Origin of the sequence: Elioraea sp. (assembly GCF_022842375.1) — a bacterium.
GTDB lineage: Bacteria > Pseudomonadota > Alphaproteobacteria > Acetobacterales > Acetobacteraceae > Elioraea_A.
This window is the reverse complement of record NZ_JALHPR010000018.1, coordinates 47694-70077: the sequence shown is the minus strand read 5'-3', so window position 1 is coordinate 70077 and position 22384 is coordinate 47694. Positions and strand designations below refer to the sequence as shown.

Below are 22384 nucleotides of genomic sequence, written 5' to 3'. Positions count from 1 at the left end.
TGGCGCGCAACCGCCGGGGTGACGGGGACTTCAGGCCGCGGGATTGCAAGCGATGGGCCAGCGCCTCCCCTGCGGCAGCGGGCGCAACCGGCCGGTTCCCTGCCCACGCCGCGTGCACCGCGGCGCGGGGACGGGCAGGGGAGTTGCCCCTGCTGCCCCGCCGCGTCCACTCTCCGCCGCTATGACCGACACGACCGACACCTTCGACGCGGGGCCCTGCCCCTGCTGCACCGGGCCCTTCCGCGTTCGCCGCCGCGCTTTGCTGGCGGCAAGCCTGGTCGCCGCGTTCCCTGCGAAGGCGGCGCTGCCCGAGGGGCCGGCGCGCACGCTCGCTGGCCTCGGCCCCGAGCGGCGCCTCTCCCTCGTCCACGCGGCCGACGAGGAGCGCTGGGAGGGCACCTACTGGCGGAACGGTGCCTATGACGCGCAGGCGCTCGACGCGCTCTCCCACCTGCTGCGCGACCGTACGGCGGATAAGGCAGGCACGATCGCGCCGAGCGTGTTCGACATCCTTTATCTGCTCGATCGCCGGATCGTCGGGCGCGGCTTCGTCGTGGTCTCCGCCTATCGCACGCCGGAAACCCAGGCAGCGCTCGCCGCGCGCTGGGGCAGGGCCGCGACCAGCAGCTTCCACGTGACCGGCCAGGCGGTCGACGTGAGGCGGCCGGGCCTGCATGCGACAGGGCTGCTTGGCGCGGCCGTGCAACTCCGCGCCGGCGGCGTCGGCCTCTATCGCGGCGCGAGCCCCTACGTGCACCTAGACACGGGACCGGTCAGGCGGTGGTAGTGCCGCTCGGCGGCGGCTCAGAACCGCCGCTCGAACACCTGCACCACATCCCCCGGCGCGATGATGGTCGCGCGCGTCGCGCGCCCCTCGCTCGCCCGTTCGCCCTGGATGCGCGTGATGCCGACGAAGTCCTCCTGCGCGCGGTAGGTGAACCCGCCGGCGCGCGCGATCATGGTCAGCACCGTCATGCCCGGCTGGTAGGGGAACTGTCCCGGGTTGCGCACCTCACCCAGGACGAACACGGGCCGGTAGGAGGTGATCTCGACCGCCACGTCGGGCTGGCGGACGATGCCGCCCCGCCGCAGCGTGTCGGCGACCGACCGCTCGAGCTCGTTGCTGGTCAACCCCACGGCCTTCACGCTGCCGGCGAGCGGCACGGCGATGTTGCCGCTGTCATTGACCCGGTACTCGCCCGAGAGGCGAGGGTCGCCGAACACGGTCAGGCGCAGCTGGTCGCCGGTGTCGAGGCGGTATTCGCTGCGCGATCCCTCGGGCAGGGGTGGCAGGTCGGCGCCTGGGCTCGAGCAGGCGGCGAGCACGAGAAGGGCCGCGGCGAACAGCCCCGGCAGACGCCAGCGCGGAAGGCGCGGCGAGCGGAGCAATGTCGGGAGGGAGGGCCGAGGGCGCGCATCGCTCATGTCAGATCCACCTCGATATGGCCGTGGCGGAGCGCCGCTCGCCCGCACGTGATCGGCGGAGCGAGTATTGCCAAGCCGTCCTGCCCCTGAAAAGCCGGAAAACCACTGTCTAAGCTGTTGCGGCAACACAATCGGGATGGACGCGGGCAAGTGACGGGTGCGCCGATTGACGCAGGACTTCACGATCCGCTAAGGGGTCCAAGGTCAGTGTGCAGCTGTCTGCCATCGGTGCCATCGCGCGCGCACGCCGCCGTGATCGATGACGGGGTCGTGGATCGGGCCGCCAGGACCGGATGCTTCAGTCCGGCACCCGAACGGCTGAATGGGGTAGGGCCGGAGCGCCATCGATGCTGAACCAGCCGACCGATATCGCGCCCGACGGCGGCTCGCGCCGGCCCCAAGCGGGATATGGCTATCCGCCGACGGTCGAGCCCGTGGGCGGGCTGAGCCCGGCTGCCCTGCTTGCGGTGCTGCGCCGCCGCAAATGGGCGATGATCCTCGCCGTCATCTTCTTCCCGGCGCTCGCGGTCGTCGCGCTGAACCAGCTCACCCCCCGCTTCACCGGCACGGCGGCGGTGATCTACGAGGCGCAGGAATTCGCCATCCGCGAGCTGCAGTCGATCGTGCGCGATGAGGGCGGCACCAATTCCGTCGTGCTCGCGAGCCAGCTCGAGATCATCAAGTCGCTCTCGATGGCCGAGCGGCTGGCCGACCGGCTGAACCTCGCCAGCCGGCCGGAGTTCAACTGGTATCTCGCGCCGCAATCGAACATGTCCCGAACGCGGGACTTCATTTTCCGCCAGCTCTCGCGCGGGGCTGGCTTCGTCTCGGCCGAGTGGGCTGCGCAGCTCGCACCACGTCCACGCGTCGCCCCGCGGCCGGAGGACCTGCGCGTCTCCGTCACCCTCTCGGCGATGGGCGCGATCGGGGCGACCGTGATCCCAGGCTCGCGGGTGATCAACATCAGCTTCACGTCGCAGAGCCAGGGCATCGCCCAGACCGGCGCCAACATCCTGGCCGAGCTCTACATCAACGACCAGCTCGAACAGAAATTCGAGGCGGTGCGGCGTGCCAACACCTGGCTCGAGCAGCGGGTGACGCAGCTTCGCCAGGAGGTGCTCGACGCCGAGGACCGGATCGAGAAGGTGCGCGCCCAGGCCGGCCTCGTCCGCGGCGTGAACTCCAACCTGCTGAACGAGCAGATCTCGCGCCTGCAGACCGACCTGATCACCGCGCAATCGGAGCTCGCGACGCAGGAGGGCCGACTGTCGCAGGCCCGCGGTGCGCGCGGGCCTGCCGACCTTGAGGCGCTCGCCTCCGTCATCGGCGCGGGCACCGTCGCCTCGCTGCGCGGCCGCGAGGCGCAGGCGCGCGCCGAACTCGCCCAGCTCCGCAACCAGTATGGTGACCGTCACCCGGACGTGCAGCGCAAGCAGGCGGAACTGAACGGCATCCTCGGCACGATCGGTGTCGAGATCAGCCGTGTCGGCGGCGCGCTCGAAAGCGATGCGCGGGCAACCCGCGTGCGCATCCAGAGCCTCCAGGAAGCGCTCGCGCGCACCCAGGCGCAGCTCGTCCAGTCAGGCGAGGCGGAGATCCAGGTCCGGGCGCTCGAGCGCGAGGCGGAGGCCGCGCGCGGCCTACTCCAGGCCGTTCTCGCGCGCACGCAACAGACGGTGCAGCAGACCGCGATCGAGAAGCCCGACGCGCGGGTTCTTTCGCCTGCCACCTGGCCAGGCTCGCCCTCCTGGCCGCGGCGGACGCTGATTCTCGCCGCCTCCGTCATGCTCGGGCTCATCTTCGGCGCTGCCCTGGTGTGGCTGCTTGAGATCGCCGACAGCACGTTCCGCTCGGGCGACGAGATCCGCACCGTCCTCGGCCTGCCCTGCTTCGCGCTGATCCCCTCGATCCGCCGCGGCCTCGGCCGTGCGAAGGTCGAGGACTACGTGGTGCGCAAGCCCGTCTCCGCCTTCTCCGAATCATTGCGCAGCCTGCGCGCGGCGCTGTGGCTCGGCGCGACGCCGCCGAAATGCATCGTCATCACCGCCGCAAGGCCCGACGAGGGCAAGACCACCACCGCGATCACGCTCGGCCGCACGGCGGCACTGAACGGCGAGAAGGTGATGGTGATCGACTGCGACATCCGCCAGCCCTCGTTCGACCGCATCCTCAAGACCGAGGGCAGCCAGGGCATCGCCGACTACCTGCTCGGCCACGCCCCGCTGTCGGCCGTGAAGCGCCGCGACGCGCTGACGCCGATGGAGTTCATCCCCGCCGGTGCCGCCGAGACCAACAGCTCCGGCCTGTTCATGGCCGATGCGATGGGTGCCCTGCTCGACCAGCTTCGGCGTGACTATGACCTGATCGTGCTCGATGCGCCGCCGACGCTGGCGATGGCCGATGCGCGCATCATCGCCCGGCTGGCCGATGCCACCGTGCTCTGCGTGCGCTGGCGCGACACGCCGCAGTCGGTGGTGCGCTCGACCCTCGACATGCTCGAGGACGCGAAGGCCCGCGTCGTCGGCGCGGTCATGACGCGCGTCGACGCCAAGGCGCATTCACGGTCCGGATACTCCGATGCGGAAGTGTACCACCCGCGCTACGGCGGCTACTTCCGCGAATAGGAGAACCACTGCCCATGACAGGCCGTTACCTGGTGACCGGCGGCGCCGGCTTCGTCGGCAGCCACCTCGTTCTCGCGCTGCTGCGGGGCGGGGCCAACGTGACCATCCTCGACGATCTCACCACCGGCCATGAGCGCGCCGTGCCGAAGGGGGCGCAGTTCGTGCGCGGCTCCGTCGCCGACCCGGACGCGCTGGCCCGCGCATTCTCCCAGGGCCCGTTCGACGCGGTGTTCCACTTCGCCTCGCTCACCCTCGTCGGCGAATCGATGCGCGAGCCGGTGCGCTACATCGCCGAGAACGTCGCCGGTGCCGCCGCACTGGTGCAGGCCTGCGTGACGAACGGCGTGACGCGCATCGTCGTCTCCTCCACCGCCAATCTCTTCGCCGAACCGGCGCGCATCCCGATCGACGAGGACGAGGCCGTCATCCCCGGCTCCCCGTACGGCGAGAGCAAGGCGATGCTCGAGCGCATCCTCTACTGGGCCGACCAGATCCACGGGTTGCGCGGTGCGTGCCTGCGCTACTTCAACGCCGCCGGCGCCGACCACGACGGCTCCGCGGGCGAGGACCACAGGCCGGAGACGCACCTGATCCCGCTCGTGCTCGATGCAGCCGCCGGCCGCCGCCCAGCCCTGACCGTGTTCGGCGACGACTACCCGACGGCAGATGGCACCTGTATCCGCGACTACATCCATGTCGCCGATCTCGCCACCGCGCATCTTGCGGTGCTCGAGCCGTTGCGTACCCGATCCGTCCGCTACAATCTCGGTATCGGGCAGGGGCACTCGGTCCGCGAGGTGATCGCCGCGGCAGAGGCTGTCACGGGGATGAAGGTTCCGCACACGATCGGCCCGCGGCGCGCCGGCGACCCCGCCGTGCTGGTCGCCGCGAGCGCACGCATCCGCCGGGAGCTCGGCTGGCAGCCGCGCTTCGAAAGGCTCGAGACGATCGTCTCGCATGCCTGGGCCTGGCGGAAAGCGAACCCGAACGGCTATGGCTGAGCAGGGTCGCGCGACGGCAGCCGCGAGCATCGCCGCTGCCTCCTTCGCGCTCGCCTGGGTCGCGTTCTACAACGGCTATCCGCTCGTGTTTGCCGACACCGGCACCTATCTCGGCCAGGCCCTGCAACGCTATCTCGGCTGGGACAGGCCGGTCTTCTACTCCTTCCTGCTGCTCGCGCTGCACTGGGGCATCACGCTCTGGGCGGTGCCTGTGGTGCAGGCAGCGGTGATCGCCCATCTCGTCTGGCTCGTGCTGCGCACGCTCGGCGCCGGCGGGCTGCTGCGCTACGCGGTGGTGATCGCTGTTCTCTGCGTCGGCACGGCGGCGCCGTGGTTCGCGGCGTGGATGATCCCCGACATCTTCACGGGGGCCGTCGTGCTCGTGCTCTGGCTGCTCGGCGCGGTGCCGGAACGGCTGTCGATGGTGGAACGACTGTGGCTTGTTGCTCTCGGCACCGTGGCGATCGTCGTGCACCAGTCGCATGTGCCGCTCGCGGCGGGCCTGGTCATCGTTCTGCTCGTGGGGCGCTGGGTGTTCGGCCTCGGTCCGCGGCTGGGCGCACGCGGCACGGCGCTGCTGCTCGCCCCGCTGATCGCCGCGATGCTCGGGATGATGCTCGCCAACCTCGCTGGCCACGGGCGCTTCTCGCTCTCGCCGTTCGGGGCGAACTTCCTGCTCGCGCGCGTGATCTATGATGGGCCCGGGGCCGCGACGCTGGTCGAGGCGTGCCCCGAGAAAGCGTGGCGCCTCTGCGCCTATCTTGCCGATCTGCCGCCCGCGTCGATGCGCTACCCGTCGTCGGACCATTTCCTCTGGCAGCCCGACAGCCCGTTCTATCGCCTCGGCCACCCGCGGCAGACGGCCCCGGAGGCAGGCGAGATCGTTGCCGAGACGTTCCGTCGCCACGGGCTGTGGCAGCTCACGCGGATGACGGAGAACACGCTGGCGCAGCTCCGGCAGTTCCGGACGGGTGTCGGCACCGATTTTGGCCCGTGGCTCAGCACGCCGGGACCTGAGCCCGTGATCGCCGAGTTCCTCACGGGTGATCTCGCCGCGTTCCGCTCAGCTCGCCAGGCGACGGGGGACCTTCACCTCCTCGCGCCGATGCGGGAGGTGCACCGCATCGTCGTGCTGCTGTCGCTGCCGGCCGTTCTGGTGGCAGCCGGGCTATCGTGGTGGCGTGGCGAGCGGGCGGGAACGCTGCTGGTCGCAGCGATACTCGCCGCGATCCTCGGCAACGCGATCCTCGCCGGCGGGCTCTCGGCGGTGCATGACCGCTATACCGCGCGGCTTGCCTGGCTGTTGCCCGCGGCAACGCTCGCACTGCTGCTCGCGCGGCCCCACGGACAGACTGCGGATCAGTCCAGCAGAGCCTGAAGCATGGCCTTGTCGGGCAGCATGTCGACGCCGGGAACGAGGTCGATCCCGAGCGCCATCTTCGCGAGATAGAGCCCGCCCGCACCGATCACGACGACGAGGCACGAGAGGGCGCCGAGCAGGGCGAAGTCGCCGACGGCGCCGGCGCGGCGGCGTGCGCGCTCGGCCTGGCGGCGTGCCTGCCCGCGCTTCTCGCGCCCGGCGATGATGGCGAGATACATCCGCCCCCACGGTGTCGGGAGCGAGCGGCGGAGGTCGAGGCTGTGGCGCGGCAGCGTGCGGAGTGCGAAGGCGGTGTGGATCGCGGCAAGCTGCTCTGGCGTGAAGCTCGCCGCCACATCGGGCGGGATGCGCGCGCGGAAGCGTGCGACGAACAGCGGATCGGTTTCGGCGAACGGCGCGGGGGGGTGCATGACGCCAGCCTCGCGCGCCGCCGTTAGCGTGGCGTCAACGACCCCATGCAGGGGCAGGCGCGCCCTTAGCGCAACTTCTGCCGGAGCCGCCAGGCCATGTTCGGCACGGTCGCGTCGAGCAGCTTCAGCACCGGTTGCGCACGTCCGCGCGCGCGCCGCGTTCCCTCGCCCTTCGCCTCTGTCGTCGTAGCATCGAAATCATCCGGCAGGTCGGCGAGGTAGGGGCGGATCAGGTGGTGATAGGCGGTGTCGCGACGCCGCACCTCGGCCAAGGTGAGGCCGTCGAGGAAGGGCCGCCAGGCAACGCTTTCCCAGAGGTGATGCGCATAGGCTCCCGATACGTTGAGCGGGCGGGGGGAGGCGAAGAGGCGGTCGATGTCGGCGTCCGATGGGCCCGGCGTGAAGAATGCCGAGGTGGGCAGCACGGTGAGTTCGCCGGGATTCTCGGCGGCCAGGCGGCGCGGGATGCGCACCGAATGCTCGTCCCAGAACTCGTCGCGGCCCTTCGAGCGGAAGTGGCGGTAGGTGTCATACCAGCGCGTCATGAAGGGGGCGCGAGGTGCTGCGAGGATGACGGCGTTGCACAGGCCCTCGCCGTACCCGTCCTGCTGCAGGCCCATCACGGTGTCGTGACCTAACAGCTCGTCGAACGGCCGCGTCACCAGCACATCGGCGTCGAGGTAGATGCCGCCATGCTCGACCAGCGTCTGCATGCGCCATACATCCGCGCGATGGGCGTAGTGCGCGACGGGAATGTCGAACACGCTGTCGGGCACGGCGATTCGTTGCGCGTCGATCCGAGGCTTGAGGCGATTCCACCAGGGCGTGTCCGGCTCATACGCATAGGCAACGACGCAACGCTCGGGCCTGATATGCGCGAGCGCGCTCGCGATGCAGGCATAGTGCAGCATGCCGAAGGGCTTTCCGCCGAAATCTGGCGTCAACCCGAAAACATAGTATAGGACGCGCGGGATCATCCGAACCCTTCCTTCACCGAAGCCCCCCAATAACGAACCTGCGACGAGAGTGCCAGCATCGGACCACCGGTTTGTGGCGTGGAAGCGGATGCAGTCGCGAGCAGAGTGACGATGCGAGAGGGCCACACTGGAGTCGACCAGATGCCAGAGGACCGATGGCAGAGGACGTGACGCACGGCGCCGGCAGCGCGCGTTCGGTGGCCGTGACGGTCGCGATCTGCACCCGCGCACGACTCCATTACGTCGAACGCTGCATCCGCGCGCTCGCTGCGCAGGTTCCCGCGAGCCCGCCCTGGCGGCTGCTCGTGGTCGACAACGACGTCACCGGCGCGTCTGCTGCGCGGCTGAAGGAACTGATCGCCCCGTTTCCCGACGCGGTCTACGTCGCCTGCGCGGAACCCGGCCTCAGCCATGCGCGAAACGCCGCGATCGCGGCGGCCGGGGGAGCGTGGATCGCCTTCCTCGATGACGATTCAGTCCCCGAGCAGACATGGCTCAAGGGCTTTGCCGACGCTCTCGCGGCCGCACCGCCGAACACCGCTGTGATCACCGGGCGGATCGATCCCGACTACGAGGCGCCGCTGCCGCCATGGTGGCGGAAATCATGGATGGGGATCCTGTCGGTCCAGCCCGTTGCCGGCCGTGGGCTGATCGGCATCGATCCGTTCCCCGATCCCGTATGGCCCATCGGCGCGAATGTCGCCTTCGCAATGGAACCTCTGCGTGCGATCGGCGGATTCCCGCCTTGGATCGGCCGCGTCGGGGATACGCTGCTGTCGGGCGAGGAGGCGTATGTGTCGCGACAACTCGAGGCGCGCGGCCATGCGGTCTGGTACGACGACAGGATGCGGGCAAGCCACACGATACAAGCGCCCCGGATGTCGCCCGCGTGGCTGCTGCGGCGCCTCAGCGGCCAGGGGGCGACCGATGCGCTGACCGATCGCGCCTTCGATGGCCGCGTGGCGGTGGTCGGCCGTGCGCTGCCGCATGCCCTGAAGGCGCTGGTTCACGCACCGCTCGCGCTCGTCCCGGGTACGACGCCCCGTTTCATCGGCCGCCGCTGTGGCCTTGCCTATTCCTGGGGATATGTGCGCGGCACCCCGTCGGCGCTTGCGCTCGACTCCCGCGGGTCGGTCCGTTGAAACCCCAGGCGCCGTGGTGTCGTCCGACCGTGAAGGAGTGTTCAGCATGATCGCCCATGGTGAGCGTGCCGGCTTGTCCGCCGATCGCCTGGCCACGCTCGGCGCTGCCATGGCACGGCTCTCCGCGGCGCTTGACGCGGTGCTGCCCGCGCTCGGGGCGGCGCGCGACATCGTCTATCTCGACATCCCCGATCACGAGAACGTCGGCGACCGGCTGATCCACGCCGGCACCGAGCGCTTCCTTCGCCGCAATCGCGTGAAGGTTCGCTATCGCTGCACGGTCGATTCGTATCGCGAGGACGAGCTGCGTGCGGCCCTCAGGCCGCAGACGGTCATCGCCCTGCATGGCGGGGGCAATTTCGGAACGATCTGGCCGCGGTACCAGCGCTTCCGCGAGACCATCGTCCGCGCATTCCCCGAGCGCGCGATCGTCGTGTTTCCCCAGAGCATCCAGTTCAACGATGGCGCCGACCTCGCAGCCAGCGCCGCCGAGTTCCGCTCCCACTGCAACATCACGATCTGCGTGCGCGACAAGCCGAGCGAGGACCTGGCGCGCGCGCATTTTTCCGACCGCGTCATCTCCGTGCCCGACATGGCGCACGCACTCTGGGCTCGCCTGAAGCCCTCCTGCGCGGCGACGCGGACCGAGCCGCTGCGGCTGCTCCGCCGCGACCGGGAATCGACCATCGCCAGCAAGAATGCTGCCTCGACCGATTGGCTGACCTTCCTCGACGCGCGCGACGAACGCCGCCGCGTCTTTCTCAGGCGCCAGGAATGGCGGCTCGAGCGGTGGCGCAGGCGGCTGCCCTTCATGCCCCTGCCGGCGCCATCGACGGCGGTGGCCCTCGACGGGCACCTCCTGATCAGGAAGGCGGTGCGCCTGTTCTCGCCGCATCACGAGGTCCACACCGACCGGCTGCACGCCATGCTGCTCGCCTGCCTGCTCGGGCGGACGGTGTCCTTCGTCGACAACAGCTACGGCAAGCTCTCGCGCTACGTCGATGCCTGGATGCCGGACGTGCCGACGATCACCCGCGCGGCGCCATCGCTGGTCGGATCGCCGGCCGCCGCCAGCGTAGCCGATGCAGGCTGAGGCGCCACGGACGCCGAAGGGGGGGATCGGGCGCGCCGCCGTCGGCGGCGTCGCGTGGAACCTCGCCGGCCAGATCCTTGACCGCGTTTTCGGCTTCATCGCTTTCGCCGTCGTCGTCAGGCTGCTGACGGTCGAGCTTGCCGGCGTGGTGATGCTGGCGGCGAGCGCGATCGACATGGTCGCCGTGCTCGCCTTCGCCGGGGTCGGCGAGCGTATAATCCAGCACCACGCGCCCGACCGGCGCGTACTGAGCACCGCGTTCTGGGTGCAGATGGGCATCACGCTCATCCTCGTCGCGTGCCTCTCGCTCGGTGCGGGAACGATCGCGGGCATTCTCGGGGAACAGCGGATCGTGCCGCTTCTCCACGCGCTCGCGATCGTGCTTCTGCCGCAGGCGTTGGCGATCGTTCCGTCCTCGATCCTATCCCGCCAGCTCAGGTTCCGTGAGCTCTCGCTCTGCTCGCTCGCCTGTTCCTTCATCAGCGCCTCGGCCGGCATCGCGGTCGCGGTTGCCGGAGAGCCGTTCTGGGCGCTGGTCGTGCAGCGCATGGTCGCGACCGTGGTGTTCGCCGCCCTGGTGTTCTGGCGGGCCCGCTGGCGGCCCGAGCCGGTGTTCGACCGGGTGATCGCCCGCGATGTTCTGCGCTTCTCGACGCCGCTTCTCGCCTCGGCACTGACGCAGTCTATCAACACCCACGCATCGGCGGTGCTGATCGGTGCCTTCCTGCCGGTCGAGGCGGTGGCCTACTACCGTGTCGCCGCGAGGCTTGCCGACGTCGTGTGGCAGTTCTCGCTCGGTCCGATCACCCGCGTCTTCCTCTCGGTGTTCTCGATCCTCCGGGATGACAGGGAGCGTGCGCGACGCGCCTTCCTCAACATCCTCACGGTCGTCGCCTGCGTGACCTATGCGAGCTACGCGATCATCGCCGGCACGGCGCCCGAGGTGATGACGCTGCTGTTCGGCGCGGAATGGGCGAGGGCAGGCTCGGTCTTCACCCTGATGGCGCTGGCGGCCATTACCATGCCACTCGGGGCATTCGTCAGCCCGGCGCTGACGGCAGCGGGGCGAACGCAACTCGTCTTCACCTTCAACCTCATCGGTCTGATCGCGATGCTGGCGACCGTTCCGGTCGCGGCCCAGTTCGGCCTGTTCGAGGTGCTCTACACCGCGATCGGGCGCAGCATCCTGCTGTCACCGCTGCCGTTCTTCGCGCTGCGCCTTGCCTTCGGGGTCAGCGCGCCGCAGCTTCTCTCCGTCCTCGTCGCCCCTGTCGTCGCCGCGGTCGCGGGCGGGCTCGTCGCCGACCAGGTGATCAGCCTCGTGCTGCCGTTGCTCGGCGCGATGCGCGGCGCGCTTCCCGTTGCCGTGCTGCTTGCGTTCGCCGCAGGCGGCCTCGTGTTCCTCGCGGTGCAGGGCGTGCTTGCGTTCCGGCGCATGCGAGAGGTGCTGAGGATGCTGCTCGGCATGCTGCGCCGCGATCGCGGTAGCGCAACCGCCGCCCCGTGAGGCGGCCGATCAGGTGCCCGGCAGCGGCGGAAGCTTCTCGTTCCAGCGCGTTCCGGCGCGGTACGGCTTGAGCCTGCCAGATGCAGCGGCCGCGACGAAGGCCAGCGCCCCGCGGATCTGCCAGCGCAGCGCCCGTCGCTCGCCCGCTTCGCGTGCCTCGCGATACCACATCCGCAGCGTGGCCAGTGAGCCGCGCCGCGCCTCGCGCAGCATGCAGAGCGCATAATAGGAGCCGGAGCCGAGAGCGTTCTCCCGCGTGATCTCCTCGATCGCGCCCGGCTCATGGCGCCCATGGTCGTGATAGACGATCAGGTCGGGGTCGTGGCGGCCGGCGAAGCCCTCGAAGGAGGCGCGGGCGGCGAATTCGATGTCCTCGCAGCGGAACGGTGCGCCCGCGCCGAGGGCAGGGTCGAACAGCCCGATCGTCTCGAACACGCGTCGGCGCACGATGAAGCTCGCGCCCTGGAACATGCCGAGCCAGACCGGCGAGCGCGGCGGCTGCAAGTGCACCGTGTCGTGCAGCATCTCGCCCACCCCGCGGCCGCGCGGATCATGCGCGATGATCCGTCCCCCGGCATAGCCGACGCCAGGGTCGGCAAAAATGCGCCGCGCGACATCGAAATACCCCTCGCCGAGATAGCAATCGTCATCGATGAAGCAGAACAGCGTGCCGTGCGCGGCTCGAATCGCCGCGTTGCGCGCATTGGAAAGCCCCTTTCGGTCTTCGCGCACCAGGACGGGGGCGAGCGGCGCGCCGGGCCCCGCGGCGAAGGCGGCGAGCACGGCAGGTGTCGCATCGCTCGAGCCGTTGTCGACGATGACGAGCTCGGCCCCCTCGCGCACGAGCAGCGCCACCGGCAGGCGTGCGAGCATCGTCGCGAGCGCGTCGGCGCGGTTGCGCGTGCAGACCAGCATCGAGATCCGTTCCGCCATGCCGCTCACCGTCCTGCCCCGAGGTAGCGCACGCGGTGCCCCGCGGCGATCAGGCGCTGCACAACGAAGGCCATGGTCGCGCCAGGGAGCGCGACGCTGCCGGGAAGCAAGGCCTTCCGCCGACATCTGGCGTCAGCCCAGAAAAACAGTATAGGACGCGCGGGGTCATCCGAACCCTTCCTTCACCGAGTTTCTCCCATAACGAACTTGCGCGAAGAGTTCCAGCGCCGGTCCGGCGCGAAGAGTTCCAACGCCGGTCCACGCTCCCCGTGCGATCGAAGGTGGAGCGCCCAGAGGCCGTGGTGAGAGAGCGCGTGACAGAGGACCGATGACCGACCAAGGAACGAGCCGCGCCGGCAACGGGACGACCGGTGGTGCGGATCCGTCCGTCACGGTCGCGGTCTGCACGCGCGCGCGGCTCCACTACGTCGCCCGCTGCCTTGATGCGCTTGCCGCACAACTGCCGGAAAGCCCGCCCTGGCGCCTCGTCGTGGTCGACAACGACGTCACCGGCGCCTCCGCTGCGCGGCTCAACGAGCTCATCGCGCCGTTTCCCGATGCCCGCTGCGTCACCTGCGCGACGGAGGGCATCAGCCACGCGCGCAATACTGCCCTCGCAGAGGCGCGGAAGGACTGGATCGCCTTCCTCGACGATGATGCGGTTCCGGAACCAGGCTGGCTCGCCGGCTTCGCCGCCGCGTACCGCGATGCGCCCCCGGGCACCGCCGCGATCGCCGGGCGGATCGACCCCGAGTACGAGGTTCCGCTGCCCGCCTGGTGGCCGCCCTCGATGATGGGCATGCTTTCCATTCAGCCGGTGGCGGGGCGCGGGCGCATCGGATATGACCCCCTTCCTGGCCCGGTCTGGGCGATCGCGGCGAACCTCGCCTTCGCCGTGGCCCCCCTCGTCGCCGCGGGCGGCTTCCCGGATTGGCCCTCCCGCAAGGGAACGAGCCTCCTGTCGGGCGAGGAGGCCTACGCCGCGCGGCTGCTGGAGGAGCGTGGCCACGTCGTCTGGTACGATGACAGGATGCGTGCCGCGCACACGATCCAGGCGCCGCGCATGCAGCCGGCCTGGCTGCTCCGGCGGATGAGCGGGCAGGGGGCGACCGATGCGCTGATGGACCGTGCGTTCTCCGGGCGCGGCACCGTGTTGCGCGTCGTCCTGCCACATGCGTGGAAGGCGTTGACGCACAGCCCGCTCGCGCTCGTTCCCGGAACGACGCCGCGCTTCATCGGCCGCCGCTGCGGCCTTGCGTATTCCTGGGGCTACGTGCGTGCCGCGCCGGCCGCACTCGGCCTCCTTCCCGCGGAGACGGCGCGATGATGACGATCCCGAAGATCATCCACTATGTCTGGTGCGGCCCGCGGCCGATCCCGCCGGCGCATGCGCGCTTCGTCGCGGGCTGGAAGGCGCTGCACCCGGACTGGACGTTCATGGCGTGGAACGACAGCACGATCGACTTCTCCTCCACACTGCTGTGCAAGGCCTATGTGGCGCGGAAGTTCAACGTGGTGTCGGACATCGTGCGCATGCAGGCGCTGCTGCGCCATGGCGGCGTCTATCTCGACACCGACATCGAGCTGGTCAAGCCGCTGGACCCGCTGCTGGCAGAGCCTGCATTCCTCGGCATCCAGACGAAGGAGATCAGCCTCGACTGGGTGAACGGCGCGGTGATCGGCGCGCCGCCGGGCCACAGGCTGATCTCCCTCATCCTCGATTATCTCGAGAACGCAATGGTGCCGACATGGAACTACCACTCTTTCACGGGGCCAGGGCTGATCACCTACATGGTGCTGTTCGAGAAACTCGCCGCGGCGCCGATGTGCGACACCTTGCAGCGCCATCCCGAGCTGACCCTGTTCCCGACCCCTTGGTTCTATCCCTACCCGTGGGACGGCACCTATGACCCTTCCTGCATCACGCCGGAGACCTACGCGGTGCATCACTGGGAGGCGAGCTGGAAAGAGAAGCAGCCGCGCGCCCTGACATCGGCCGACCTGTGGCGGCTGCGCTTCGCCAATCGGCTGCCGCGCCTCGGCATGCTGCTCCAGCGCGCCAGGTTCAGCCTTGCGCGGCGCGCCGCGGCGGGAGGCGGCTGATGCGGCTTGCGGTCATCGATCCCTCGCTCGCGACCGACAACCTCGGCGACGAGGTGATCTACCAAGCTGTCGAGGCGGCGCTGCTCGACCTGTTCCCAGCCGCCTTCATCCACCGCATCGCCAGCCACGAGGCGCTGAGCGACCGCAGCCACAAGGTGCTGCGTGCGGCCGACATGACCTTCGTCGCCGGCTCGAACCTGCTGCCGCCCGATTGGGCGCAGTGGCGGCTGACACTCGCCGACTCCATGTTCATCGACAACCTCGTGATCTTCGGGGCGGGGTGGCAGAACGACGTCACGCAATTGAACCGCGAGAACACGAAGATCATGCGCCGCGCGTTCCACCGCACTGCGCTGCATGCGGTGCGTGACAAGCCGGCGGTGGACAATCTCGCGACGCTCGGCCTCAGGGTGGTGAACGCATCCTGCCCAACGCTCTGGGCGCTGGACGCCGCCGCCACCGCGCGCATCCCCGTCACCCGCGCGCCCGAGGCGGTCGTCACCGTCACGGCCTATCGCAACCGGCCGGCAGAGGATGCGGCGTTCCTTCGCCTTGTCACGGAAAGCTATCGGAAGGTGTGGTTCTATCCGCAGATGGAGGACGACATCCCCCATCTCGAGCGCATCGGCTTCGGCCACCTGCCGCGTATCCGCGCAACCACGGCGGCATTCACGCGCTTCCTTGCCGAGAACGAGGTCGACTACATCGGCTCCCGCCTGCATGGCGGCATCCGCGCGCTGCAGACGGGCAAGCGCTCGCTCATCCTCCAGGTCGACAACCGCGCGCGCGACATCGCTGCCCATACCGGGCTGCCCTCGGCGCGGCTCGACGATCCTGCGGGCATCCGTAGGTGGATCGAGACGCCGGCGCCCACCGTGCTTCGCCTGCCGGAGGCGGAGATCGCCGCGTGGAAGGCGCAGTTCCGGTGACGCGCGGCGCCGCATCGTGAGCCTCGGCCGGAAGGCGACCGAGGGCACGCTGCTGTCGATCGGCGCCGCGTTCGGCGACCGCATCATCGGCTTCCTCGTGTTCGCCTTGGTCGTGCGTTACGTCGAGGCGCGCGAGGTCGGGCTGGTCGCGCTCTGCGCGCAGTTCGTCGATCTCGCCAACGCGGTCGCGACGTCAGGGCTCGGCGAGCGTGTGATGCAGCGACGGTCGCTCGACCCGCGCGTGACCGCGACGCTGTTCTGGACGCATGCGCTGATCTCGCTGCCGGTGATGCTGCTGCTCGCCGCACTCGGGCCGCTGCTTGCCTGGTTCCTTGAGGAACCGTTGCTTCAGCCGCTGCTGCTCATCCTGTCGGCCAGCCTGATGCTGAACGTCTTCGTGACGGTTCCGGCCGGGCTGCTCGCGCGCGAGATGCGCTACCGCCCGATCACGCTGCTGTCGGTGCTGTCGACGCTGGTCGGCGGGGCCGTCGCACTCACGCTCGCTTTCACCGGCTACGGTCTTTGGGCGCTTGCGCTCCAGCGTGTCGCGGGCGTCGGCTTCTACGCGCTCGGCACGATGGTGGTGACGCGCTACTGGCCGATCCTTGCGTTCGACCATTCTGAGTTCCGCGAGGCGGTGCGGTTCGCGCTGCCGCTGATGGGATCGCAGGCGCTGATCGCGCTGCCTGGCGTGGTGACGATGACGGCGATCGGCCGCAACCTCGGTGTCGAGGCGGTGGGCCAGCTCAGGATCGCGCAGCGCCTGAGCGAGCTCATGGTGCAGCTCGTCATCTCGCCCGTGATGCGCGTGTTCATTCCGGTCTTCTCGGCCATGTCGGACAACCGCGAGCGTCTGCGCGACATGCTGCGGCGGGTGATCGATGCGCTGGCCCTGCCGGTGCTGCCGATGTTCGCTGTTGCCGCCGTCGTCGCGGGGCCGCTGACGCGCCTCGCCTTCGGCCCGGGATGGGACGTCTCCGCCTCGCTGTTCCAGATCCTGTCGCTCGCGGCACCGCTCGTCGTCGTCTCGACCGTGACGTGGCCCGCCCTCGTCGGCATCGGGCGGACGGGTGATGTGTTCAGGCTGAAGCTGTTCGAGGTGGTGATCACGGTCGCCGTCGCGCTCGCCGCCTCGCCGTTCGGCGTGTTCGCCTATGTCTGGGCCTCGATCGGGCGCGCGGCGGTGCAGCTGATCGCCAACGCCTGGCTGCTCGGCCGCGCGGCTGACCAACGCACCACGTCGCCGCTCATGCAGCTCATCGCACCGGCCGCGGCATCGGCCTCCGGCTTCGCTGGCGGCCACTGGCTGGTGGCACCGTTTCTGCCGCCGATGCACCCGGTGCTCACGCTCGCCGCACTCGGCGCTGCGTCCGGTGCCGTTGCGGCGCTGGTGCTCGCGCTGCTCGCCTGGTCGCGACTGAAGGAGCTTGTACTGTTCGTCTGGCGGAACGTGTCGCCCGCGGCACGCGGCGCGCCCGCCTGATGCGCTGTCGCCCTGACACGCTGTCGCCCTGACACGCAGTGGCAGAGACCGCCCGAGAACGCGCTGCCGTGAGGCGGATGGCAACGGTTTCGAGAACCGGCGCGCAGCGGCCTTGATGGCCGTGAGCACCGGAAGCGCAGAAAGCAGCCGCCAGGCGGCCACGGCAGTAGCGTTCTCGGGCGGTCTCTAGCGGGCGAAGGCGCCCCGGACGTATCCGGTGGCGTAGAGCATCCAGCCGCGGCGGCGGATGGCACCCGGATCATCGGCGCCGCGAAGGTAGACGGGCAACGACCGGGCCGCCTTCGCCGCCATGCGCGCCGCCTTCCACCACATCGCCCCGCCCTGGCCGAGGCGCCGTGCCAGGATCGCCTCCGACACGCCCTGCCAGTAGAGGCGGGCGTACAGCCACTCGCGCGTCAGCCGCTTCGCCTGGATGCTGTGGTGCACCGTGATGGCGCCGTCGTAGATGACGGCGCGGCCGGCAGCGATCAGCCGGCGGATCACGAACGCCTCCTCGCCCGAGATCAGCTTCTCGCCCACCCGGCCCAGATCGAGTGGGAAGCCGCCGATGCCGCGCAGGCCGGCCGCCTCGAACGCCATGTTCGCGCCGTAGGGCTCGACCCCCGCCGGCAACGACCCGTCCCCCACGAGGCCCGCGCCCTCATGCTCGATGACGGTGAGCGTTCCCACCGCATCCTCCGGCCACCAGGGCGGCAGCGGCGCCTCCCAGTGCGGCAGGATGCGCCCGCCGATGCAGCCTGTTCCAGCCGGCGCGCGGGCGATGGCGGACACCAGCGTGGAGGCCCAGGCAGGCTCGGGCACGGCATCGTCGTCGAGATAGGCGACCCAGGGGGCGGCGGCGACAGCGAGCCCTTCGTTCCGCGCCAGGCTCAATCCGGGCTCGGAACAGCGCACCAGCCGTGCACCGGCGGCCGCGGCAAGGGCCGCGATGCGCGAGGCGCCTGGCTCGGGCGAGGCGCTGTCGACGACGATGGCCTCGAACGTTCCGGCCGCGCAATCCTGTCCCGCGAGCCCGGCGAGGCAGGCTTCGAGATAGCCCGGCCGGTCATGCGTGCAGAGGATGACGGAGAGGGGGGGCACGGTTCGCACCTCCCCCGGCCGCTGGTCGTGCATCGGTTCAGCCAGGCACCGATCAGGAGAACTTGAAGGCGCTCGGCATCTCCGCAGCGGGCTGTGCGGGGCTGGCGGGGGCGGCGGCACCCTGCTGCTTCTCGGCCGCTTCCTTCATCTTGTCCTGGATCTGCTTGACGAGGGCGACCATCGCGTTCGCCGTGCCGGGAAGCTGCGTCAGCGGCAGCACGATCTGGCCGCAGGGGGCCGGCTTGCCGTCGCTGGCGGCCTGGCCCAGCGTGATGCGCACCACGCCGTTCAGCACGTTCGCCTCGATGATGCCGTCGCAGAACAGCACGGGGACACGCTCGGTCATCGCAGAAACTCCTGTTGGATGCGGATGGTGGATGAGGGGGCTACTGCTCGCGGAAGGCGCGGGCGAAACTGTCGCGCAGTGGCTGGGTGAGGTACTGCCAGAAGGTGCGCTCGCCGATCAGCACCATGACCTCGACAGGCATGCCAGGCTGAAGTGCGACACCCTGGAGGCGGGAGAGCTGGTCATCGTCGATCGCGACATTGGCGCGGTAGTGCGTGGTGCGCGTGCGCTCGTCGAACACCGCATCCGCTGAGACGAACGTCACCTTGCCGTGCAGGAACGGAACGAGCCGCTGCTTGAAGGCAGGCAGCCGCACCTCGGCGAGAAGCCCCGGGTGCACGACGTCGATGTCGGTCGGCGAGATCTGCACCTCGGCGATCAGGCGGTCGTTGCTCGGCACGATGTCGAGCACCGGGTCGCCTGGCCGCACCACGCCGCCGATGGTGAAGAAGCGGAGGTTCAGCACGCTGCCATCGACGGGAGAGACGATGTCGCGGCGGGAGGCCACGTCACGCGCCTGGTTCCAGCGCTCCTCGACCTCGGCGAGGCGGTCGCGCACCTCGCGCTGCTCCTTGCTGTACTCGGAGCGGCGCATGTCATCCTGCGCGCGCATCTGTGCCTCGTTCTCGGCGATCGAGGCCTCGTTGCGCTGGATCTGGCCGACGATATCGTCGCGGTTGCCGACGAGCGATGCCTCGGCGCGTTGCAGCGCGAGCAGGCGCGGTCGCCGCTCGAGGCCGAGGCGGAGGAGCTCGGCGACGCCGCGCATCTCCTCGCGGATCAGCGCCATCTGACGCTCCTGCGAGGCGAGCTGCGAGCGTGCGCTCTCGGTCGAGGCGCGCAGCTGGTCGATGCGGGCGCTGAGCACCTGCTGGTTGCTCTCGAACGCGGTACGGCGCGCGATGAACAGCGCCGTCTGGCCCGAGATCGCATCCGCCACGCGGGGGTCGTTCTGGCGTGCGAGGATCGCGGCAGGCCAGGAGACGGTGGGGGCGTTGGCGAGCTCGGCCGACAACCGTGCATCCTGGGCGAGCAGGAACAGCCGCTGTGCATCGAGCGCCTGGAGCTGCGCGCCGGCGGCGACATCGTCGAGCCGCATGATCACGTCGCCCGATTTCACCCTGTCGCCATCGCGCACCATGATCTCGCGCACGATGCCGCCCTCGAGGTGCTGGATGGTGCGGCGGTTGCCCTCTGCCTTGATCACGCCAGGGCCGGCGGCAGCCTCGGACAGCGGCGCGAACACCGACCAGGCGCCGAAGCCGCCGACGAAGATGATGAGGGAAAGGAGGCCGAACCAGGTGGCGAAGCGCGTCGGCGGCCGCGGCGGTGCCGCCGGGGCAGGGGGCTTGGGGAGCGAGAGCGGCGCGCCGAAGCCCGCCGGGGCGAGAGCCCGCCCGCCGGCTGGAACGAGGCTCCCGCGGGAGCCGAGGTCCTGCAACTCCGTGCTCATGGTGCTGCCCTTCGGTCATCGAGCCGCGGTGGCGTGCCGGGGCCTGCCACCTCCGTCGGGCGCGCGGGCTGGAGCAGCTTCTTGAGCACCTCCTGGCGCGGCCCGAACATCTCGACCATCCCGTCGCGCAGCACCACGACCTTGTCGACGCCCTGCACCAGCGCCGGGCGGTGCGAAACGAGCACCACGGTGGTGCCAACGGTCTTGACCTGTTCGAGCGCACGCAGCAGCGCCTGCTCGCCGTCACCGTCGAGGTTGGAGTTGGGCTCGTCGAGAACGACGAGCTTCGGCTGGCCGTAGAGCGCGCGGGCAAGGCCGATCATCTGCCGCTGCCCGCCCGAGACGAAGGTTCCACTCTCGCCGATCTCGGTCTCGTAGCCCTTGGGCAGCTTCAGGATCATCTCGTGGCAGCCGGCGAGCTTGGCGGCGGCGAACACGCTCTCGGGGTCGGGCACGCCCATCCGCGCGATGTTCTCGACGACGGTGCCGTCGAACAGCTCCACATCCTGCGGCAGGTAGCCGACATGGCGGCCGAAATCCTCGCGCAGCCACTGGAAAACGTTGGCCCCGTCGAGCCGCACCGTGCCCGCGTTCGGCTCGAGCACGCCGATGACGAGGCGGATCAGCGTCGTCTTGCCGGCAGCCGAGGGGCCGATGATCGCGCAGCTTTCCCCAGGGTCGAGCGCGAAGCCAACACCCTTGATGATCGGCACGTTCGTGCCTGGGAAGGCGTAGGTCACGCGCTCGAGCGAGAGCCGGCCGGTCGGCTCGGGCAGCGGCATGCCGCCCGGGCGGATGCGCGGCACGGTGAGGTGGGCCGAGAGGCGGCGGTACGACTGCCGCGCCGAGACGAGCTGCTTCCACGCGCCGATCATCTGCTCGACCGGGGCGAGCGCGCGACCCATGATGATCGAGCCAGCGATCATGGCACCTGCCGTCATCAGGTTCTCGAGCACGAGCAGCGCGCCGACGCCGAGGACGGCAATCTGCACCGTGAGGCGGAAGAACTTCGTCAGCCCCATGATCACGCCGGCACGGTCGGCGGCCGATTGCTGGGCGGGCAGCATGCGCGTCACGCCGTCCTGCCAGCGCCGCAGCACGTTGGGCAGCATGCCCATGCTGTCGATCACCTCGGCGTTGCGCACCACGCTCTCGCTCCGCCGCTGGTTCGCCATCGCAGCGACGTTGGCCTTCTTCAGCAGCGACGAGGTGGTCCACTCATTGGCGAGGGTGAGCAGGAACAGCAGCACGGCACCGCCCGTCGCGATCCAGCCGAGCGCCGGGTGCAGCAGGAAGATGAAGCCGAGATAGATCGGCACCCAGGGAACGTCGTAGAGCGCGGTCATCCCCGGGCTCTGGAGGAAGCCGCGGCAGACCGCGAGGTCGCGCATCGCCTCCATCCGGTAGGGGCGGTTTCGCAGCTGCGCCTCGATCGCGCGCGTGAACGCCTCGGGGGCGACGGTCTGCTCGATCCAGGCAGCACAGCGGGCGAGTACCTGGCCGCGGGCGAATTCAAGCAGCGCCATCAGCAGCGTAGCCCCGATGGCGATGAGCGTCAGGAACAGCAGCGTGTCGGTCGAGCGGGTGGCGAGCACACGGTCGAACACCTGCATCATGTAGATGCTGGTGGTCAGCATCAGCAGGTTCACGAACAGCGAGAACACGCCGACCACGACGAACTGCGCCCGGCAGGCGCGCACCGCCTGCTGCAGGAGGTTCAGCGGCTGAGCATCCATCCCCTGGGCCATGACGCTGCGGCTCAGACGCCGAAGCCGCGGACGGCGGCGGAGGCCCGCGCGACCATCTCGGCGAGCATGCCGCCATGGCCCGTGGCCCACAGCGCCGCCGCGCCGACGCCGGCGACGGCGACGGCGGATGCGACAACAAGGCGGAGGAATCCGGGCGGGCGCGGCAGGTTGCCGAGCTGCTCGCGCACCGCGGCGAGGCGGATCTCCTCGACCTGGTTGTGGAAGAAGCGATAGGTGAAGTTTGTGACGTCAGCCGTCGCCTCGCGGCGGAAGCGTAGCACGGGGTCCTCGTCGGCGGCCCCGGCGGCGGCAACCGGCCCGCGCGCCTCGCGGTCACGGGCATAGAGGGCATAGGCGAGAAGATCGACCACGAGGTCGTCGGCCCTGCCGGACAGGAAGGCGCGCACCGGCAGCGCGGGAGCGGACGCGGGGCCGGACGCAGCGGCGGCAGGGATGTCGGCGGTGCCGGGGGCTGTCCGCTCGTTCACGTCATGGACCTGCATTCGGCTCCTCGCCCGTCCTGGTGGCCCGGGGGCCGCTCACCTCGTGGCCGCGCCCGCCTTGTGGCACGGCCCGCACGGCGCCGCACGCGACGATATGCGCAAAAAGCCCTGAAGAAACTGTGACGGACCGCACGCACCGGACGTGTGTTCCGAGGTCTCGCCGCCGTCGCTGGTTACCATACCGCAGGGCGGGCGTGCGCGGAACCCTTGCGGAAGGCGATGCAA

20 protein-coding genes are annotated in these 22384 nt (G+C 69.9%); 11 read left to right on the top strand and 9 right to left on the bottom strand.

Annotated features, from left to right (window positions below; translation table 11 throughout):
• Nucleotides 1–181: 181 nt before the first annotated feature.
• Complete coding sequence (locus Q0C38_RS15365) at nt 182–787, top strand: DUF882 domain-containing protein (RefSeq protein ID WP_291297988.1); 606 nt, start codon at nt 182–184, stop codon at nt 785–787.
• Between the two features lie 17 nt (nt 788–804).
• On the opposite strand, the gene Q0C38_RS15360 is transcribed toward Q0C38_RS15365, so the two are convergent.
• Nucleotides 805–1425: a polysaccharide biosynthesis/export family protein gene (locus tag Q0C38_RS15360; RefSeq protein ID WP_291297987.1), complete on the bottom strand. Its 621-nt coding sequence runs from the start codon at nt 1423–1425 to the stop codon at nt 805–807.
• 347 nt (nt 1426–1772) lie between these two features.
• On the opposite strand from Q0C38_RS15360, the gene Q0C38_RS15355 reads away from it, so the two are divergent.
• From Q0C38_RS15355 to Q0C38_RS15345, 3 genes are read left to right on the top strand one after another with little or no spacing between them, the layout of a single operon-like run.
• Entirely contained in the window at nt 1773–4049 is a 2277-nt protein-coding gene (locus tag Q0C38_RS15355; protein WP_291297986.1) for a polysaccharide biosynthesis tyrosine autokinase, read from the top strand.
• A gap of 14 nt (nt 4050–4063) precedes the next feature.
• The gene (gene galE, locus Q0C38_RS15350; protein ID WP_291297985.1) at nt 4064–5050 is read left to right on the top strand and encodes a UDP-glucose 4-epimerase GalE; all 987 of its coding nucleotides are present in this window, start codon (nt 4064–4066) and stop codon (nt 5048–5050) included.
• Nucleotides 5043–6428, top strand: coding sequence for a hypothetical protein (locus tag Q0C38_RS15345; protein WP_291297984.1), 1386 nt, complete (start codon nt 5043–5045; stop codon nt 6426–6428). Before galE ends, Q0C38_RS15345 begins: the two co-directional genes overlap by 8 nt.
• On the opposite strand, the gene Q0C38_RS15340 is transcribed toward Q0C38_RS15345, so the two are convergent.
• Together Q0C38_RS15340 and Q0C38_RS15335 are read right to left on the bottom strand one after the other, a co-directional pair.
• Nucleotides 6410–6841, bottom strand: coding sequence for a hypothetical protein (locus Q0C38_RS15340; RefSeq protein ID WP_291297983.1), 432 nt, complete (start codon nt 6839–6841; stop codon nt 6410–6412). The genes Q0C38_RS15345 and Q0C38_RS15340 overlap by 19 nt on opposite strands.
• A 65-nt stretch (nt 6842–6906) precedes the next feature.
• Nucleotides 6907–7818: a glycosyltransferase family 32 protein gene (locus tag Q0C38_RS15335; RefSeq protein WP_291297982.1), complete on the bottom strand. Its 912-nt coding sequence runs from the start codon at nt 7816–7818 to the stop codon at nt 6907–6909.
• Between the two features lie 155 nt (nt 7819–7973).
• Between Q0C38_RS15335 and Q0C38_RS15330 the strand changes: the two genes are divergently transcribed.
• From Q0C38_RS15330 to Q0C38_RS15320, 3 genes are read left to right on the top strand one after another with little or no spacing between them, the layout of a single operon-like run.
• Nucleotides 7974–8960: a glycosyltransferase gene (locus Q0C38_RS15330; protein WP_291297981.1), complete on the top strand. Its 987-nt coding sequence runs from the start codon at nt 7974–7976 to the stop codon at nt 8958–8960.
• A gap of 46 nt (nt 8961–9006) precedes the next feature.
• On the top strand, nt 9007–10053 hold the full coding sequence (locus Q0C38_RS15325; protein ID WP_291297980.1) for a polysaccharide pyruvyl transferase family protein: 1047 nt from the start codon (nt 9007–9009) through the stop codon (nt 10051–10053).
• Nucleotides 10043–11560 (top strand): oligosaccharide flippase family protein, encoded by a 1518-nt coding sequence (locus Q0C38_RS15320; protein WP_291297979.1) that lies wholly within the window; start codon nt 10043–10045, stop codon nt 11558–11560. The genes Q0C38_RS15325 and Q0C38_RS15320 overlap by 11 nt, the downstream gene beginning before the upstream one ends.
• 9 nt (nt 11561–11569) lie before the next feature.
• On the opposite strand, the gene Q0C38_RS15315 is transcribed toward Q0C38_RS15320, so the two are convergent.
• A complete protein-coding gene (locus Q0C38_RS15315) occupies nt 11570–12493 on the bottom strand; it encodes a glycosyltransferase family 2 protein (protein WP_291297978.1) in 924 nt (307 codons plus the stop codon).
• 328 nt (nt 12494–12821) lie between these two features.
• On the opposite strand from Q0C38_RS15315, the gene Q0C38_RS15310 reads away from it, so the two are divergent.
• Genes Q0C38_RS15310 through Q0C38_RS15295 form a run of 4 tightly spaced genes read left to right on the top strand, consistent with a single transcriptional unit; the run spans nt 12822 to nt 17008 of the window.
• Nucleotides 12822–13820, top strand: coding sequence for a glycosyltransferase family 2 protein (locus Q0C38_RS15310; protein ID WP_291297977.1), 999 nt, complete (start codon nt 12822–12824; stop codon nt 13818–13820).
• Complete coding sequence (locus tag Q0C38_RS15305; protein WP_291297976.1) at nt 13817–14596, top strand: glycosyltransferase; 780 nt, start codon at nt 13817–13819, stop codon at nt 14594–14596. The genes Q0C38_RS15310 and Q0C38_RS15305 overlap by 4 nt, the downstream gene beginning before the upstream one ends.
• Nucleotides 14596–15525, top strand: a complete 930-nt coding sequence (locus Q0C38_RS15300) for a polysaccharide pyruvyl transferase family protein (RefSeq protein ID WP_291297975.1) — start codon at nt 14596–14598, stop codon at nt 15523–15525. The genes Q0C38_RS15305 and Q0C38_RS15300 overlap by 1 nt, the downstream gene beginning before the upstream one ends.
• Nucleotides 15526–15541: 16 nt before the next feature.
• Nucleotides 15542–17008 carry an oligosaccharide flippase family protein gene (locus Q0C38_RS15295; protein ID WP_291297974.1) on the top strand — a complete coding sequence of 489 codons (1467 nt, stop codon included), beginning with the start codon at nt 15542–15544 and terminating at the stop codon, nt 17006–17008.
• Between the two features lie 186 nt (nt 17009–17194).
• Here the strand turns inward: Q0C38_RS15295 and Q0C38_RS15290 are convergent, their stop codons facing one another.
• The 5 genes from Q0C38_RS15290 to Q0C38_RS15270 are packed head-to-tail and all read right to left on the bottom strand — an operon-like array spanning nt 17195 to nt 22159.
• Nucleotides 17195–18109, bottom strand: coding sequence for a glycosyltransferase family 2 protein (locus tag Q0C38_RS15290; RefSeq protein WP_291297973.1), 915 nt, complete (start codon nt 18107–18109; stop codon nt 17195–17197).
• Between the two features lie 52 nt (nt 18110–18161).
• Nucleotides 18162–18455, bottom strand: coding sequence for a hypothetical protein (locus Q0C38_RS15285; RefSeq protein WP_291297972.1), 294 nt, complete (start codon nt 18453–18455; stop codon nt 18162–18164).
• Nucleotides 18456–18495: 40 nt separating this feature from the next.
• Nucleotides 18496–19908: an HlyD family type I secretion periplasmic adaptor subunit gene (locus tag Q0C38_RS15280; protein WP_291297971.1), complete on the bottom strand. Its 1413-nt coding sequence runs from the start codon at nt 19906–19908 to the stop codon at nt 18496–18498.
• The gene (locus Q0C38_RS15275) at nt 19905–21656 is read right to left on the bottom strand and encodes a type I secretion system permease/ATPase (RefSeq protein WP_291297970.1); all 1752 of its coding nucleotides are present in this window, start codon (nt 21654–21656) and stop codon (nt 19905–19907) included. Before Q0C38_RS15275 ends, Q0C38_RS15280 begins: the two co-directional genes overlap by 4 nt.
• Nucleotides 21657–21667: 11 nt before the next feature.
• Nucleotides 21668–22159, bottom strand: a complete 492-nt coding sequence (locus tag Q0C38_RS15270) for a hypothetical protein (RefSeq protein WP_291297969.1) — start codon at nt 22157–22159, stop codon at nt 21668–21670.
• Nucleotides 22160–22384: the final 225 nt, after the last annotated feature.